The organism is Acinetobacter sp. T63, from assembly GCF_053852345.1.
In genome coordinates this window covers 2,371,483-2,386,783 of the sequence record NZ_CM132659.1, presented here as the reverse complement: position 1 = coordinate 2,386,783, position 15,301 = coordinate 2,371,483, and the positions used below count along the sequence as shown (strand labels likewise).

Here is a 15,301-nt window from a genome sequence, read left to right as displayed (position 1 = left end):
TCCCTAGCCCTCACTTGCGCTTCATTTTAAAGCTGTGCTTTAAAACTTGCTCAGGAGAGGGAACTTTGAGAATTTAAAAATGAATATCACCACCGAACAAATGCGCTTCTGGAGTCCGGCAGTACGTGAATTAGAACCGTACGTACCGGGCGAACAACCGAAAATCCAGAATTTACTCAAATTGAATACCAATGAAAACCCGTATCCGCCATCGCCAAAAGTGGTGGAAGCGGTGCAGAAGGTACTGGCAAACTCGGCGGATGCGTTACGTTTGTATCCAGATCCGGATGCCTCCGAGTTAAAACAGGCCATTGCCAAACAGCAGCAGGTACCGGTTGAGCAGGTTTTTGTCGGCAATGGTTCTGATGAAGTGCTGGCACATATCTTTAAAGCCTTCTTTGTTCAGGATCTGCCGCTGTTGTATCCGGATATTACCTATAGTTTCTACCCGGTCTATAGCCAGTTTTTTGGGGTTAATACCCAGGTCATCCCTCTAAATGACAATTTTGAAATTGTGGTGGATGATTATAAGCAGCCAAATGGCGGCATTATTATTACCAATCCGAATGCACCAACCAGTATTGATATGGGCCTGGCTGCCATTGAGGAAGTGCTTCAAGCCAATCCAAACTCAGTTGTGGTGATTGATGAGGCCTATGTAGACTTTGGTGCCGAATCTGCGGTCAGCCTGGTGGAAAAATACGAGAATTTAGTGGTATGTCAAACCACATCTAAATCGCGTTCTTTGGCTGGTTTACGGGTCGGTTTTGCGATTGCCCAGCCACATTTAATTGCTGCGCTGGAAGCGGTGAAAAACAGCTTTAACTCTTATCCAATGGATCGTTTCGCGATTGCAGCAGCTGTCGCATCGTTTGAAGATCAGGAATACTTTGAAGCGCAGAACCAGAAAGTGATTGCGAGTCGCGAAACACTGGTAGCTCAGCTGGCTGAGCTGGGTTTTAAGGTATTGCCATCGAGTGCCAACTTTATTTTTGCTTCACTGCCAAGTAAAGACGCGGGTGAATTGGCAGCTGAATTGCGTGAACGTGGCATCATTGTGCGTTATTTTAACAAGCCACGGATTAACCAATTCCTTCGGATCACCATCGGTACCGATGAACAAAACCAGCGTTTAGTGGATACTTTGAAAAACGAGATTTTGGCTTAAGTGAATCCACCCTAACCCTCCTTTGATAAAGGAGGGAACTCTTCCCTCTAGAAAAGGTGAGAAACAATGGTTCTCAAGGGGAGGGATTCATAAAAAAGCGACTCAATTGAGTCGCTTTTTTATTTATTCAGGTGTGTACCAGGTATTGAGTAAATCCAGCATCGCCGAAACCTTATCAAAACATTCCTGATATTCTGCATCACAATCAGAGGCAATGGTAATACCACCACCGGCCCATAACGAAACTTCGTGTTGATATTTTTGAATTGAGCGAATCAGAATATTCCAGGAACCGGTACCATCAAAATTAAAATAACCCATTGATCCGCAATAGGCCCCGCGTGGTGTGCCTTCCAGCTCTTCAATAATCTGCATGGCGCGAATTTTAGGGGCGCCAGTAATCGAGCCGCCCGGAAGTGCAGACAGCAATACATCCAGTGGATTGATTTCTGCTTTTAACGTCGCGGTGATTTCACTCACCATATGATGTACTTGTTTAAATGATTCAATATTGAATAACTTCGGCGTTTTTACTGAACCGGTTTCGGCATAGACACTCAGATCATTACGCAGTAAATCGACGATCATCACATTTTCAGCTTGATCTTTTTCAGAATTTTTTAAGGTCTGTTTAGATTGTTCATCTAATCGTGGATCTGTATAGCGTGGCATGGTGCCTTTAATCGGTTTGGTGAGGAGTTGCCGATGAGGCAGAAAATCAATAAATAATTCAGGTGAACAGCTAAGTAATTCAAAGTCATTTATTTTTAAATAACCAGCATAAGGAGCATGGGTTAGCGCCCAAAAATCTGCAGCGGTATTTAATAATAATCCTTCCGCAGAACCTTTAAATTCCTGGGTTAAATTAATCTGATAACAATCACCTGCAACAATATAATCCTGGACTTGATTAAAGGCCTGTTGATATTCAGTTTTATTCCAGCGTGCGGTACAGGCCTGAGTTAATTTAAATGAATTCTCCTGTTTTTGAGCCAACAAATTTTGAATATAAGTTAATAAAAATTCGGCTTGCTGCTCATCGCTGGTGAAATACCATTGCCCATTTTCCAGGGTTAGAAAACTGTGAAATTGTCCTAGAAATAAACACGGTTGAGCTTTGCTTTGAGTATGAATGTGCTGTTGGGCGGCATAATCGTAGCTGATAAAACCGATCAGTCCACCTTTAAAATAACTGTCGCCAATACAAACAGTTGCCTGCAAAAATTCATCTAAAGAAGGTGCTGCTGTTTCTTCAAGATAATCATTAAAACTGTGCTGCTTAAAATACTGCCATTTATTTTGTTGAATAAGGTAGTAATGTTTTGCCGATAAGCCAATAATCGGTTGGCCATTATTTTCTAAATAAACAAGATGTGAGAGTGAACCCAGCGCCTTTAAAATTTCTGCTGGGGTATAGGAGGATTCACAAAGTACTTGTTTGTAGAAAGATGAGGTGGCCATAAATTTGGAGAAAATCAATAATAAATATCTATTTTACCTGATTCTGCGCCAAGAAAATGCTTATGACCGTTTATCGGCAAGCTGAAAAATATGATCAATAGCAGTTGAACAAAAATTGACAGGGGGATAACTTTGTTAGTGCTATCCAGCCGCTCAAGGAAATACGTAGCAGGTTGCTAAAAACAAATAATCAACCCGCTGCACAAGAGTGGTAACAATCAAAAAAATAATACTCTTGGGAGAGTAAATATGAAAACATTTACTAAACTAGCTTTAGTATCTTCAATGGCATTAAGTGCAAATGCATTTGCAATGCAGGCAATGGATGATTCAGCACTTAGCGCAACCACAGGTCAAGATGGTTTATCGATTGGTATCGGTATTTCAAAAATTGAAATTGAAAAGCTCTTTATCCATGATAATGATGGTTTAGATGTTAATGGTACTGCAGGTGCTGCTGGTGCGATTGTTATTCAAGGGAATGGCATTGCTGGTGATGCGAATGAAAACTTTGGTATCGTCGTTGGTGCTAACTATGATGATGGAGGTGATTATCTACTTGACTCTCGTAACTTGGCAGATTTAAAAATTGACTCTGATGCCGGTGCAGGTAGTGGTAACACAGCCTTTATTAACATCGCAGCTGATGTGTCTGGTCTGGATATTAAAATTGGTGAAATTGGTGTAACTGCTTCGGGTGTACAAGGTAGCAGCACAACCTCGACACTTCGCCGTGGTGGTGTAGATTCGAATTATAATGCCATTATTTCAGGCTTATCGCTTAAGACAGGCCCAATGTCAGCCAATATCCAGTTAGGTGCTGCACCACAAGGGGCGATGATTAAACTGAATACTACGATGATTGGTGGTCTTGAAATTAATAATTTGGGTATTCTTGATAACTCAACGGCAAGTGCTGAGCGTGCAGCAGGTGAGATCTTTATTGAAAGTATTAAAATTGCCGATGCAGATGCTAATAACTTAACCATTACACAAGATGTGCGTGTTATGGGGGCAAGTGTCAGCAACCCGAATGACAAAGGTTATATCCAGATGATTAGCCATGGTGGTGCTAAAGATCACTATGTACAAGGTGTTCATTTAGGTAGCCGAGATGCTGCATCTATCGGTGATGTTGAAATTCAAGGTATGCAAACCTATTTCAGCCCAGAGGCTGGTAAATATAGTCCGGGGGCGGTTATCACTATTCGTGGTCACTAAGTCTTCTATTGAAAAAGCGCGTGTTTTCACGCGCTTTTTTTTACACAAAAACTGTAAAAGTTGGCAAAAAGATAAAAAAATACTGTTTTTTTTCTAAAAAAAAGGTATCTTGCTAAATACATGGAAGTAGAGTTCTTACTCTAAAAATAAAAAATGAACTGGCAGAGCTGCCTGGAACTTGAAAAGTAAAAAATTATGTTAGAGATCGCATTAGGCTCGGCATTGATGTATTACGCTGCCACACAAGCCTTCGACTTAAAGGAACAACATCCGGAAACCGTACGCTATACGGAAACACTGGATTCCCGCAATTCTTCTTTTACCCGTATGCATCGTGAGCCTGTACGTATTCAACCTGCTTTACAAGATCAATTCCGGGGCATTGTACGTCAGGCTTATGACTATAGCTGTGGATCGGCCGCTTTAACCACGCTGTTAAATGGTTATGTCGGAACCCGATTGACAGAGCAGCAGACCATGAGTGGTTTGCTACGTTATGGGGAGTACGAGCGCATTATTGAACGGCGTAGTTTCTCTTTGCTGGATATGAAACGTTTTGTTGCTGCATTGGGCATGGAAAGTGGCGGCTATCGTGGGGAATTTTCAGATCTGGTCAAGCAGGGCCAGCCCGCAATTGTGCCGATTTCCTATGCCGGTTTTAAGCATTTTGTGGTGTATAAGGCCTATAAGGATGGCCGGGTCTATGTGGCCGACCCGGCACTGGGGAATATCAGTTTTGATGAGCAGCGTTTTAAAGAGGTGTGGGAAAACAATACCTTGTTCCTGATTAATGTGGCGCCTGAATATCGTAAAGACTTCCTGGCTTTACAGGATAGTGATATGCGCCATGTTGAAGATGCCACTGTTAACCATCATGCCTTTGTCAATATTCAATATCCGCAATTCTATATGGACAAAATTGCCGATAAAGCCTCGACCATTCGTTTAGAACGAAACATGAATCCTGAGTCAGAGAATTTCGGCGAACATCAGTACAACTTTTTAAGACTCTATTATAAAAGTAAGTAAATATTTACTTTAAAAACGAAAAAAAATTAAAAATTGGAAGGGAAGAAGATGAAATCTAAATGGATGAATAAAACCGTATTGGCTATCAGTATCCAAATGGTCTGGGGAGCAGCTGCTTATGCTGCAGAAGAGCCACAGTTAGGACAATATGAAGCAGTAGAAGAGCAGCAGCTTGCGTCAGAAGCCACAGCTCCAGCAGAAAACTCAAGCCCTGAAGAAGTTAGCGCTGAAGCAGTTGCTGAGGCCAATATTGAAACAGCAACAGCGACTGCACCGAGTGCTGAGCAGGCTGCATCAACTGCGTTACAGCAGCAGGAAGGGGATGCCACCAAAGAAGCCAATCTGGAAGAAGTCTTTACCTCCAATGAACGCCAATATTCCTTAATCAAAAAAGGCAATATCTCATCTTATTACGATATTGATTATACCTATTATCGTGATACGCAAATTGATATGGAAATGGCGCAAGGCCAAATCTATCAGTTACGTGTTCAGGAAAATGCATCGCATGCATTGACCAATACTTTCACCGTTCAATATGGATTATTGGATAACCTGACCTTAACCGCCTCTTTACCTTTGGTGGCCAAGACCGATCAATTAAAAGATGCGAATACCGCGGGTCTGGGAGATATTTCTTTAGGCGCACGCTGGGAACCTTTCCCTTTAAAAGCCGGCCGTTTGCCACTAATTTTATTCGGAAATCTTTCGACCAAAACCGGTGATAGCCCGTATGAAATTAATAGCACTACCGAACTTGCGACCGGTAAGGGCTATTATTCTGCAGGGATTGGAGCCAGTACGCGTAAATATATCGACCCAGTGGTGTTATTCGCTTCGGTCTCCGCCAATTATGGTTTTAAAGAGTCGGGCTTAAACCAAGTTCGTGGCCCACGTATTATTGAGGAATTTGAGCCGGGCATTAGTGGTGGTTTCGCCTTTGGTTTTGCCTATTCCTTTAACTACGATGTTTCAATGACCATGTCGTATCAGCAGAGTTTTAATACTGGCGCTGAATTCCTCTATCACACCGGCGAAAGCTATTCTCCGGCCGATCAGACCAGTTCTACCCTGGCCATTTCTTTAGGGGTGCGCGTTTCTCCTGAAACGATTGTCAATGGTACTGTTGGTATTGGTTTGACAGAAGATGCACCGGATGTGTCTTTAGGTCTGTCTTTCCCACTCGATATTCTGGGCTTTGGTAAGAAACTTCGCTAAGAGGCTGGTCGTATGAAAATAATTCGACTTCGCCCGTTAGTGTCTGCGCTGATCTTATCGGGCTGTTCGAGTGCTGCTTTTGCACAATTGGGACAAAACCTGTCTGTCGATATCCGTTCCCTGACCATGGGCAACGCGGTCACGGCAGATCCACCGGGCATTAGTGCCATCCATTTTAACCCGGCAGCCTTAACTAAAATTGAAGGCTTGCAAACCGATGTACAGGGGGTGCTGGCGCACTTTGATGTACAGCGCGAGTTTTCTGCGCCAGCCGACTATAACGTATTTGGTTATTCCGATGATCCACTGGTCTGTCATGATGGACCGGAAATTCTGGCTGACTTTTGTACCGACTTTAAAGGTGAAGTATCGGGTGATGTGGAATATGCATCGCTGTATGTGCCGGTACTGAAAAAGTTTGTTGATCTGGGTGAAGGCATGCCACTGGCCGCACCAACAGCAGGGATTGCCTACAATCCGCCGGGGTCTAAAACCACCTTTGCTACTGCGATGTATGCGCCTTTAATTGCCGGTTTTGGTGCTGAAGATGGCAACCCAGGTAACTTCATGGGGCAGCAGGTGGCACTGGAACGGATTACCTATCTGTCACCGTCAATTGCCTATCAGGTCAATGATGAGCTATCAGTCGGGGCATCGGTGGGAATGTCCTACCAGGCCATTGCCATGAATACCGACTTGCGTTTCCCGAATGACCTGATCGGGATGCTGCGGATGATTGATGAAGTCGTCTGTACCCCGTTTAAAGAAAACTCCGATATTATTACCGATATTCTTTTGCTGGGGATTTGTAACGCACAGGAAGGCATGAATCCGTTTGGTCGTTTTGGACAAATGGATCTGGCCGTCGAGCAAAGTCTGAGCCCAAGCTATAACCTCGGGGTGTTATGGGAGCCACGTGAAGATTTCAGCTTTGGTATGGTCTATCAAAGCTCCGCCAAAATGCGGCTCAAAGGTAAATATCATATTGATAATGCCAAGGCGCCGAGTGAGCTGATTAAAGGCTTGATGTCTTCCCCAACCGGGCAAATTTTGGCGGCAATTTTAGGCTTCCCGAACTATATTCCGGCCAGTGAGTCAGGGCTGGTGGCGATGGATTTTGAATATCCAGCGCATTTCCAGGCCGGGATTAAATACAAGGTAATGCCAGATTTACAGGTGAACTTTGATGTCGGCTGGACCGATTATGCTGCTTGGGACAAGTTCAAGTTTGAATTTGACCGCCAGATTTCTGCCCTGAAAATTGCCAAATTATTGTCTGAACATGTCTCTGACAGCTCACTGGCCTTGCCGATGGGCTTCCAGTCACCATGGAGTTGGGGCATCGGGATTGAATATTCTGCTACCGACCGTTTAAAGCTGCGTGCCGGTTATGAACCACGAACCAGTGCGATTCCAGATGACAAGCGTAATACCATGGTACCCATTAATAATGCACGTCTGTTTGGTTTAGGTGTGGGCTATCGTTTTGATGCCGATACTGACCTGGATTTATCGATCGGCTTTCTGCAAAGCCGGGACAAAATTCCAGCCAATACCAGTAGCCTAGCCAACAAAGAAGGGGTGAATAACTTATTACTCAACCCGTATGCTGGACTGAATGTCAAAACCGCTAGCAACATTACAATTTTAGGTCTGAGCTATAGAACACGATGGTAAAAGTGACAAAGCGTTTATCTGGCTTGATTTGCCTGTCTTCACTCTGGGCGCTGTCTTTGGGCTCGGCCAGTGTAAGTTATGCCAATGAGTTTTATACCATTATTGGCCCGGATGGCCGGCCGATGGTGGTACAGCGTAAAGCCGAAACCCGGCCGGCCGCGAAAAAAGAAGCTGTGCCGGTAAACAAAACGCAGGCACAAAGTAGAGCATCCTCTGCTTTGAATCCGGCGCAGCCGCAAGCGCAAATTCCCGTTTCTGAACCTGTCAGAGCTCCTGCTGTTGCAGTCGTACCCACAGTTAGTACTGTACCGACTCAACCAGTCACTACGGTAAAACTCACAGAAAGTATCCCACAAAAAACACCAGATACAGCAGTTGTGGAACAGCCTGTCGTCACACCAGTTGTATCGGCAACCACAAAACCGGTATCAGCTTCATCATCTCCAACGATTACATCTGTCATCCCGCAAACTGAATCTCAGAAAGTATTGAAGACTGTGCAAGCTGATCAACCAGACCGTACTTCATCTTCCGGTTTTACCGAAATGGAAGGGGAGCAGTACGTCAATAATGAATACCTGGAACACAGTGAATTTAACCTGGAGGGGAAAAAGCGTTTTTATATGATGCCGGAAGGCGTAGTTGACAGTAAATTGGGCGGTGGTGCGACCCGGGTGCAGGTGGTAGAACGTGAAAAAGGAGTCGGACAATCGGTGCTGGATCGCCTGTTCAAGAAACGCCAGCCAGAAAGTGTCAAGCCAATGGTGCTGTCATCGACTTATTATCGTATTGCACAGGCCGATGCCATCAGCAGTTTAGGCCAGTCCTGTTTTAACAATAAAAAAATTAAACATGCCAAGACCCTGGCCGTACAGAAAGACGTCAATCTCTGGCCACGTGCACCATTAACAGATGAATTTGATTATGAGGTGGTGAAGCTGGAGGGAGATTTACGCCATCTTCAGGTGAATTCATACGCTTCTAAAACCCGGCAACCTACATTTTACTGGCCTTTTGCCGTTTTTCTGGATGCGCAAGGCTGTGTGATTGAAGGTGCAGGCGGCTACAAGAGCCAGGATACTCAATCCACCTTATTGCAACATGAGCAGGTGGAAGGGGTGATTCAATTGCCGGCTCAAACCCGTTATCTTCTTTTAACCCCGCTGGCATCGGCAATCGATATGGAAAACCGCCAGTTAAGTAATCAGGGCCAATTGAAAATTATTGCCTTAGATCAATAAAAAACATGAGACATCAGGATGAAGAAATCAAATATTTTAGCCTTGAGCAGTACCGCCTTGATGATGGCACTCAGTGGCTGTGGTGGCGAAAGTGCCAATGTCATTCCAGAGCCGAATATTGTGTCGGAAATTAATGGCAGTTGTGTTAGCGGGCAAAACTGTGTGGAGTTTGCCCTGGATTATCCGGTGGATGGCCTGAATTTCACCTGTAGCAGTGATCCAAGCAAAACCTATATTACCCTGATTGCGCCAACCACCAATGCCGCCACAGGTAAATGTAGTGCCGGTGATAAAGTCCATTTCTTTATTCAGGAAAAAACAGAAAAATCAATTAATCTGGGGACAGTAAGCCTAGCTGATATTGGTCTGGCCAATTCGGTCAGTGCCAGCTTGCCGCGTTTAACCCTGCTGGATATTGCCCGTGGCTTAACCGGACAGGCCGCAACCGAACTGACCCCATCGGATTCAACTGTTCAAGTGGCACAGGCAATTACACGTATTTTACAGGCTTTATCAATTGAAAGTTCCAAGAACCAAGAACGGCCGACCATTGCCGGTGATGTGCAGCCACTTTATATTTCTGCGCTAAAAAAAGAACAGCTGGATGATATTTTGGGTTCGGTGACGCTGGAGGATTACCGTTCCGGTGCCTATGTCAGCAAGTTAAGTCCTTGGGTTGACTTGAGCACCGTCAGTGATGCGCAGGCCTTTGACGCGCTGAAAACCCTGGTTTATATGACCAACTCTGCCTCTTATCAGGCCAACTATCCGGTACTGGCTGTGGAGGGTTCGACCTTACCACAAGGTTTATATGGCTGTAATCAGGATGATTGTAAACAGAACTCGAATACCTTAAGACACCTGATTGGCCAGTTCCAGTTGATGACCGATCGCTCGGGTTATACTTTCGGTTATGGCATGCAGTGGCGTGGAACCATGTCGACCAGTAATGAAAACCCGTTATTGACCATTACGGCCGATTTCTTGAAACGTGTCCGTCCGGAACTGATGACCGCAGCGGCACAAAATAACTGGATTAATCCACTGAATGAAACGATCCAGGGGCCTTATCGTTTTAGCATCAACAGTAACCGGACTGAAGATTTTACCGTGACCCAGGGGAAACTGTATAACGATTATATGATTGCCGGCACCGAAGGCATTTATAAAACCCTGACCAAGTTCCCGACAGGAAAGCCGGAAGAATATGGCCGCTGGACCCAGACTATTGGCACGGATCAGTTTAAGGGCTCACTGGATATCTATAAATATTTTCAGGTGAATTTCCTGGATAACCGGATTTTTACTTCGGCGAAAAATGTGGCCTTGGGTGAGCGTTATATTTTCCCGTTATATGCCACTCTGAATTTCAATTTTGCTAATAATGCCGCGCCAGCAATGAAACTCGGGATTGTGCTGGATGAGCAGGGCAATATCCGTACCGATATTGGCCCAAATCCGACCGCAACCGATCTGTCGGGGACCTGCGCAGTCGCTACAGATAGCAGCACACCAGAGATTGTGGATAGTAATAATGTCACGCAATATCGTATTGGTGTGCTGGGAGCAACCGATCTGAGCAATCAGGCGATTACCCTGCGGATGATTCTGGCCAATCCGGTCTTTAACCAGCTGAATGGTGCCGTAATTGGTCTGAATACCCGGGTTGACAATACCCAGGGCGAGCAGGCCATGGTGGTGGGTGGTGCGCGGCTGAATATGGGTAATCTGGTCAATCATACCTCGACCCGGATTAGCCTGAGTGACTTCTCCGGCAACAATACCGTGTCATGGAGTAACCTGTATACCTTGCAGCTCAAGACTTTTACCAATCAGGATAGCAACAATGCTACGGATGCCGATAAAGAACTGGCTAAACTCACCGGTGGAACCGTGAGCATCGAAGTGGCGGACTGTTATAACCCGGAACAGGTGCGTATCCAGTAACAGCAATATATTCATTAAAATACAAAAGCCCATCTACGGATGGGCTTTTTCTTGGCGAGGATATTTATTGTTAACCAGTATGATCCAAACGCGTACCCAAGGTTTCCAGATGAGTCGGGAAATGCTGGTTTTTGCGGTCTTCAAAATAATGTCTTAAGGTATGTTCCACGCTTGGGAAGGCTAGTTCTGCCCATGGAATTTCATCTTCGCTAAACAGACGCGATTCAATAGTTTCTTCACCCGCCCCAAATTGACCTTCAATCAGCTGCGCTTTAAACAGCACATAAATCTGGCCAATCCGTGGAATGTTGTACATGCAGTACAGCTGCTCAATCTCGATTTCCGCTTCTGCTTCTTCACGGGTTTCACGTGCCGCGCCTTGTTCCATGGTTTCAAACAGTTCCATATAACCGGCAGGTAGGGTCCAGAGTCCATAACGCGGTTCAATGGCACGGCGGCATAATAACACCTGATCTTCCCACAGCACCAAAGCACCGCAAATCACTTTCGGATTCACATAATGAATACTGCCACAATGGCTGCAAACACGGCGTAACTGATGATCGCCTAAAGGAATTTTTTCCGTTGTTTTATGTCCACACGTTCCGCAAAAGTTCATATTCAGCATCAACGATAAAGTTGCTGATCAGCATAACTGAAAAAATGAACTTTGGCATCATTTCTATCCTTTTGCCCAGAATTTCAGCTATGATGAAAGTCAGGCAATCAGGATAATAAAAGATGGTAGAGCATTCATTGACACAGGAATTGCAACAGCGCTTACGCTTCTCGCGAAGTATGCGTGAGGCGCATGCGGCCGTGTTGATTGCGATTACCGATGAAGCTCAGCCGAAAGTCCTGCTGACCCGCCGCTCGGCCTATTTAAACAGCCATGCCGGTGAGGTGTCTTTCCCGGGCGGCAAGCGCGATCCACAGGATACCAGTAATATTGTGGTGGCACTGCGCGAAGCACAGGAAGAAACCGCGCTGAATCCTTTTGATGTGGAACTGATTGGCGATTTGCCAATGCAAAAATCGCGTAATGGCATGCTGGTCAAACCCATTGTCGGCCTGATTCCACCCGAGGTGCAGCTGTCAGCGCAACCGACCGAAATTGACCGTATTTTTTTCGCCTCTTTAAAAAATCTGATTGAAGCGCCGCCGGTGCCATATGAGGTGCGCTATGCCCATCAGTCCTTATATTTTCCCAGCATGCGCGTTGAAAATGAGATTGTCTGGGGATTAACTGCACGGATGCTGGTGGCTTTATTTCAGTATGGGCTGGATTATCAAAAAGAATGGCCATTTTTACTGAATTCACCGACGTTTCGATTTAAATCATCTAAATAGGGAATTTTAATGTTGTATAAATTTCAGGGCATTGCCCCAAAAGCATTACATCAACCATGGGATGGTTGGGTCGCCGAAACCGCAACGGTCATTGGTCAGGTCGAGCTGGGCCGGCAGGTGAGTATCTGGTTTGGCGCGGTGGTGCGTGGCGATAACAGCCTGATTCGTCTTGGAGATTTTAGTAATGTCCAGGAAAATGCGGTGCTGCATACCGATGCGGGTATTGAGATGCAGATTGGTAACTATGTCACTATCGGTCATCAGGCCATGTTGCATGGCTGTACCATCGGCGATAACAGCCTGATTGGTATTAACGCGGTGGTGCTGAATCATGCTGTGATTGGGAAAAACTGTATTATTGGTGCCAATGCGCTGATTCCGGAAGGCAAAGTCATCCCGGATAATTCGGTGGTGATGGGTTCTCCCGGCAAGATTGTAAAAACCCTGGATGAAGCAGGAGCGGCCCGTCTGAAACTGAGCGCCTTACATTATGCCGAGCACTTTCAGCATTTCCAGCAGCTGGAAAAAGTCGAACTTTAAGATACCTAAAAGCCAGTTTGAAACTGGCTTTTTTCTGTGTGAAAGCCGGTGAAGTTCTCGCCTAGTGTCTAGGAGTGGAGTATGATAGCGGCCAGTTTTTAAAATTTAATTTTAAGGTTGTGCATGAAGTTACTGGCATTGGAAACTGCCAATGAGCAGTGTTCCGTTTCGATTGTAAATGACACGCAGGAACTGTTTTTTCAGTTGGATGAGCGCGCCAAGGCACAAACCCAAACCATTCTCCCGATGATTGAGCAAGGTTTTGCTCAGACCGAAACGGCCACTGCCGATTTAACCGCAGTGGCCTTTAGCCGTGGCCCGGGCTCGTTCAGTGGCGTGCGGATTAATGCCGCGGTGGCACAGGCACTGGCCTGGTCACATGATCTGCCGGTCATTCCGGTATCGACCTTGCAGGCACTGGCACAAGCGGCTTATCGGCTAGCAGGTTTAAGCGCGGTAACAGCAGTGCTGGATGCGCGGATGAATGAAGTCTATATCGCCAGTTTCCAGTTAGATGCAGAAGGCATTATGCAGCCGGTGAGCGAAGAACAGTTATTGGGCTATAGTGATGCGGCGGCCGTAGCGCAGTCCCCATTAGTAGGCTCAGGTTCAACCTTATTGCAACAAGAACAAACACAATACAAAGACTTAAGTGCAACGGCGCAAGATATTGCTACCATTGCACGCGTATTGGCCCAACGTGAAGCATGGGTCAGTGCGGAATACGCATTACCGGTGTATTTGCGGGATAATGCTTGGAAAAAAATTCCAGAACAAGGCAAATCATAACTAGGATTTTCTATGGATTTTTTACTGCTGCTGAAAGCGGCAATTATGGGAATTGTTGAAGGAATCACAGAATTCTTACCAATTTCCAGTACCGGCCATTTAATTTTGGCTTCAGAACTGATGAACTTCTGGACCAAAGAAAAAAGTGATGTTTTTGTAATTGCCATTCAAATGGGGGCAATTGCAGCAGTGATTTATGAATACTGGACCCGGCTTTGGGGCGCAGCCACCGGCATGTTCACCGGCGAAGAAACCGGACGCCGTCTGGGCTTTGGCCTGATTCTGGCCTCGCTGCCGATTATTCTGATTGGTTTGACTTTCGGGCAAACCGTGAAAGCGATGTTGTTTAATGATATCGCCGTGGCCATTGGCCTGATTATTGGTGGTCTGATCATTATCTGGATTGAGAAGCATCCACCTCAAGTACGGGCACAGGAAGTTGAAGACCTGACCTATAAAGATGCAATCTGGATTGGTCTGATTCAGGTACTGTCTTTAATTCCGGGCACTTCACGTTCGGGTGCGACCATTATTGGGGCGATGTTCCTGGGCGTATCACGTAAAGCGGCGACAGAATTCTCGTTCTTTCTGGGAATTCCGGTGATTATTGGCGCAGGCTTGCTGGATTTATATCAAAGTTATGATGTCTTCCAGACCACGCAGGACTGGACCGTACTGAGCGTCGGGATTATTGTTTCCTTTATCTCCGCATTAATCTTAATTCGCGCGCTGGTGGCGTATGTGGCCAAACGCGACTTTATGATTTTTGCCTGGTATCGTATTGTGTCAGGCCTTCTGATTTTACTCTTTGCATATACAGGCTGGACCTTATGGTAAGCGAACTTCGCTGCTATACCGAACCCGCATTTTTTGAGAAAGCACAGCACTATCAGGCTGTGCTTTCTTCACGTGGGGTTACCCTTCAAATTGATGTCATCGACAAACTGAATGCACGTTTTTTAAGACTGCATCCAGACATGGCGCTGTGCGTTGATGCCGATGGCCTGTGGCTGTGTGCGCTGGGCATGAAAATGCAGCCAGACTGGCAGGCTGAAATTCCGCGTTTAAAACGCGCGTCATTAAAGTCAGAAATGCTGGCCCGTGCCTGTAACCTGGCGGAAAAACCGCAGCTGATTGATGCAACTGCAGGTCTGGGCCATGACAGTTTGCTGATGGCGCATTTGGGGGCTGAAGTAACGCTGGTAGAACGGCATCCGATTCTGTTTAGTTTATTGGAAGACAGCTACCAGCGCGCCCTACAGGACCCGTTTTTAAGCAAGGTTGCCGCACGCATCCACTTGGTCTTTTCTGATTCGGCTGATTACTTAAAAGCGCAGGCAGAAGCAGGGCAGGCTGTTGATGTGGTGTATCTGGATCCGATGTTTCCACAGCGTGACCAGAACCAGCAGGCGGTAAAAAAACAGGCACAAGTCAAAAAGCAGATGCAGCTGCTGCATTTGTTATTGCCGGAACATGGTGAAATGGATTTGGGCGATGCCTTGTTGCCGCTGGCGCAAAAAATCGCCAAACGTGTGGTGGTTAAGCGACCACGTCTGGCGGTATATCTGGCCGGGCAAACACCGGATCATCAATGGACCGGAGATGCCTGCCGCTTCGATGCCTACTTCCAGCAGGACGCGACCAAAGTAAACGGGTAATC

General features: G+C 45.9%; 14 protein-coding genes. 12 read left to right on the top strand and 2 right to left on the bottom strand.

What is annotated here, in order from left to right; translation table 11 throughout:
• Positions 1-79: 79 nt before the first annotated feature.
• Positions 80-1,168, top strand: coding sequence for a histidinol-phosphate transaminase (gene hisC / locus ACVLR6_RS11465; protein ID WP_005179917.1), 1,089 nt, complete (start codon positions 80-82; stop codon positions 1,166-1,168).
• A gap of 123 nt (positions 1,169-1,291) precedes the next feature.
• On the opposite strand, the gene ACVLR6_RS11460 is transcribed toward hisC, so the two are convergent.
• Positions 1,292-2,629: an anthranilate synthase component I family protein gene (locus ACVLR6_RS11460; protein ID WP_455995251.1), complete on the bottom strand. Its 1,338-nt coding sequence runs from the start codon at positions 2,627-2,629 to the stop codon at positions 1,292-1,294.
• A 249-nt stretch (positions 2,630-2,878) separates the two neighbouring features.
• On the opposite strand from ACVLR6_RS11460, the gene filA reads away from it, so the two are divergent.
• The 6 genes from filA (at position 2,879) to filF (ending at position 10,962) form a co-directional block, all read left to right on the top strand.
• On the top strand, positions 2,879-3,850 hold the full coding sequence (gene filA / locus ACVLR6_RS11455) for a putative pilus system protein FilA (RefSeq protein WP_455995250.1): 972 nt from the start codon (positions 2,879-2,881) through the stop codon (positions 3,848-3,850).
• A 195-nt stretch (positions 3,851-4,045) separates the two neighbouring features.
• Positions 4,046-4,879, top strand: a complete 834-nt coding sequence (gene filB, locus ACVLR6_RS11450; protein WP_045795549.1) for a putative pilus system C39 family peptidase FilB — start codon at positions 4,046-4,048, stop codon at positions 4,877-4,879.
• A gap of 48 nt (positions 4,880-4,927) precedes the next feature.
• The gene (gene filC / locus ACVLR6_RS11445; protein WP_104472535.1) at positions 4,928-6,097 is read left to right on the top strand and encodes a putative pilus system protein FilC; all 1,170 of its coding nucleotides are present in this window, start codon (positions 4,928-4,930) and stop codon (positions 6,095-6,097) included.
• Positions 6,098-6,109: 12 nt separating this feature from the next.
• A complete protein-coding gene (filD, locus tag ACVLR6_RS11440; protein WP_016659496.1) occupies positions 6,110-7,774 on the top strand; it encodes a putative pilus system OmpP1/FadL family transporter FilD in 1,665 nt (554 codons plus the stop codon).
• Positions 7,768-9,015: a putative pilus assembly protein FilE gene (gene filE, locus ACVLR6_RS11435; protein ID WP_005179905.1), complete on the top strand. Its 1,248-nt coding sequence runs from the start codon at positions 7,768-7,770 to the stop codon at positions 9,013-9,015. The genes filD and filE overlap by 7 nt, the downstream gene beginning before the upstream one ends.
• A gap of 18 nt (positions 9,016-9,033) precedes the next feature.
• Positions 9,034-10,962 (top strand): putative pilus system protein FilF, encoded by a 1,929-nt coding sequence (filF, locus tag ACVLR6_RS11430; protein ID WP_168394200.1) that lies wholly within the window; start codon positions 9,034-9,036, stop codon positions 10,960-10,962.
• Between the two features lie 70 nt (positions 10,963-11,032).
• Here the strand turns inward: filF and ACVLR6_RS11425 are convergent, their stop codons facing one another.
• Positions 11,033-11,581: an NUDIX hydrolase gene (locus ACVLR6_RS11425; protein ID WP_104470910.1), complete on the bottom strand. Its 549-nt coding sequence runs from the start codon at positions 11,579-11,581 to the stop codon at positions 11,033-11,035.
• Between the two features lie 122 nt (positions 11,582-11,703).
• On the opposite strand from ACVLR6_RS11425, the gene ACVLR6_RS11420 reads away from it, so the two are divergent.
• From ACVLR6_RS11420 to ACVLR6_RS11400, 5 genes are all read left to right on the top strand, one after another.
• Complete coding sequence (locus ACVLR6_RS11420; protein ID WP_160241023.1) at positions 11,704-12,312, top strand: CoA pyrophosphatase; 609 nt, start codon at positions 11,704-11,706, stop codon at positions 12,310-12,312.
• A 12-nt stretch (positions 12,313-12,324) separates the two neighbouring features.
• Positions 12,325-12,852: a gamma carbonic anhydrase family protein gene (locus ACVLR6_RS11415; protein WP_168370235.1), complete on the top strand. Its 528-nt coding sequence runs from the start codon at positions 12,325-12,327 to the stop codon at positions 12,850-12,852.
• Positions 12,853-12,975: 123 nt separating this feature from the next.
• Positions 12,976-13,641 (top strand): tRNA (adenosine(37)-N6)-threonylcarbamoyltransferase complex dimerization subunit type 1 TsaB, encoded by a 666-nt coding sequence (gene tsaB / locus ACVLR6_RS11410; protein ID WP_005179899.1) that lies wholly within the window; start codon positions 12,976-12,978, stop codon positions 13,639-13,641.
• 12 nt (positions 13,642-13,653) lie between these two features.
• Complete coding sequence (locus ACVLR6_RS11405; RefSeq protein ID WP_016659491.1) at positions 13,654-14,478, top strand: undecaprenyl-diphosphate phosphatase; 825 nt, start codon at positions 13,654-13,656, stop codon at positions 14,476-14,478.
• On the top strand, positions 14,472-15,299 hold the full coding sequence (locus ACVLR6_RS11400) for a class I SAM-dependent methyltransferase (RefSeq protein ID WP_005179895.1): 828 nt from the start codon (positions 14,472-14,474) through the stop codon (positions 15,297-15,299). The genes ACVLR6_RS11405 and ACVLR6_RS11400 overlap by 7 nt, the downstream gene beginning before the upstream one ends.
• The last annotated feature ends 2 nt before the right edge of the window (positions 15,300-15,301 follow it).

Bases quoted from the DNA above. Each gene is read 5' to 3' on its own strand.
- hisC (WP_005179917.1), top strand. From the start codon at position 80: ATGAATATCACCACCGAACAAATGCGCTTCTGGAGTCCGGCAGTACGT.
- ACVLR6_RS11460 (WP_455995251.1), bottom strand. From the start codon at position 2,629: ATGGCCACCTCATCTTTCTACAAACAAGTACTTTGTGAATCCTCCTAT.
- filA (WP_455995250.1), top strand. From the start codon at position 2,879: ATGAAAACATTTACTAAACTAGCTTTAGTATCTTCAATGGCATTAAGT.
- filB (WP_045795549.1), top strand. From the start codon at position 4,046: ATGTTAGAGATCGCATTAGGCTCGGCATTGATGTATTACGCTGCCACA.
- filC (WP_104472535.1), top strand. From the start codon at position 4,928: ATGAAATCTAAATGGATGAATAAAACCGTATTGGCTATCAGTATCCAA.
- filD (WP_016659496.1), top strand. From the start codon at position 6,110: ATGAAAATAATTCGACTTCGCCCGTTAGTGTCTGCGCTGATCTTATCG.
- filE (WP_005179905.1), top strand. From the start codon at position 7,768: ATGGTAAAAGTGACAAAGCGTTTATCTGGCTTGATTTGCCTGTCTTCA.
- filF (WP_168394200.1), top strand. From the start codon at position 9,034: ATGAAGAAATCAAATATTTTAGCCTTGAGCAGTACCGCCTTGATGATG.
- ACVLR6_RS11425 (WP_104470910.1), bottom strand. From the start codon at position 11,581: ATGAACTTTTGCGGAACGTGTGGACATAAAACAACGGAAAAAATTCCT.
- ACVLR6_RS11420 (WP_160241023.1), top strand. From the start codon at position 11,704: ATGGTAGAGCATTCATTGACACAGGAATTGCAACAGCGCTTACGCTTC.
- tsaB (WP_005179899.1), top strand. From the start codon at position 12,976: ATGAAGTTACTGGCATTGGAAACTGCCAATGAGCAGTGTTCCGTTTCG.
- ACVLR6_RS11405 (WP_016659491.1), top strand. From the start codon at position 13,654: ATGGATTTTTTACTGCTGCTGAAAGCGGCAATTATGGGAATTGTTGAA.
- ACVLR6_RS11400 (WP_005179895.1), top strand. From the start codon at position 14,472: ATGGTAAGCGAACTTCGCTGCTATACCGAACCCGCATTTTTTGAGAAA.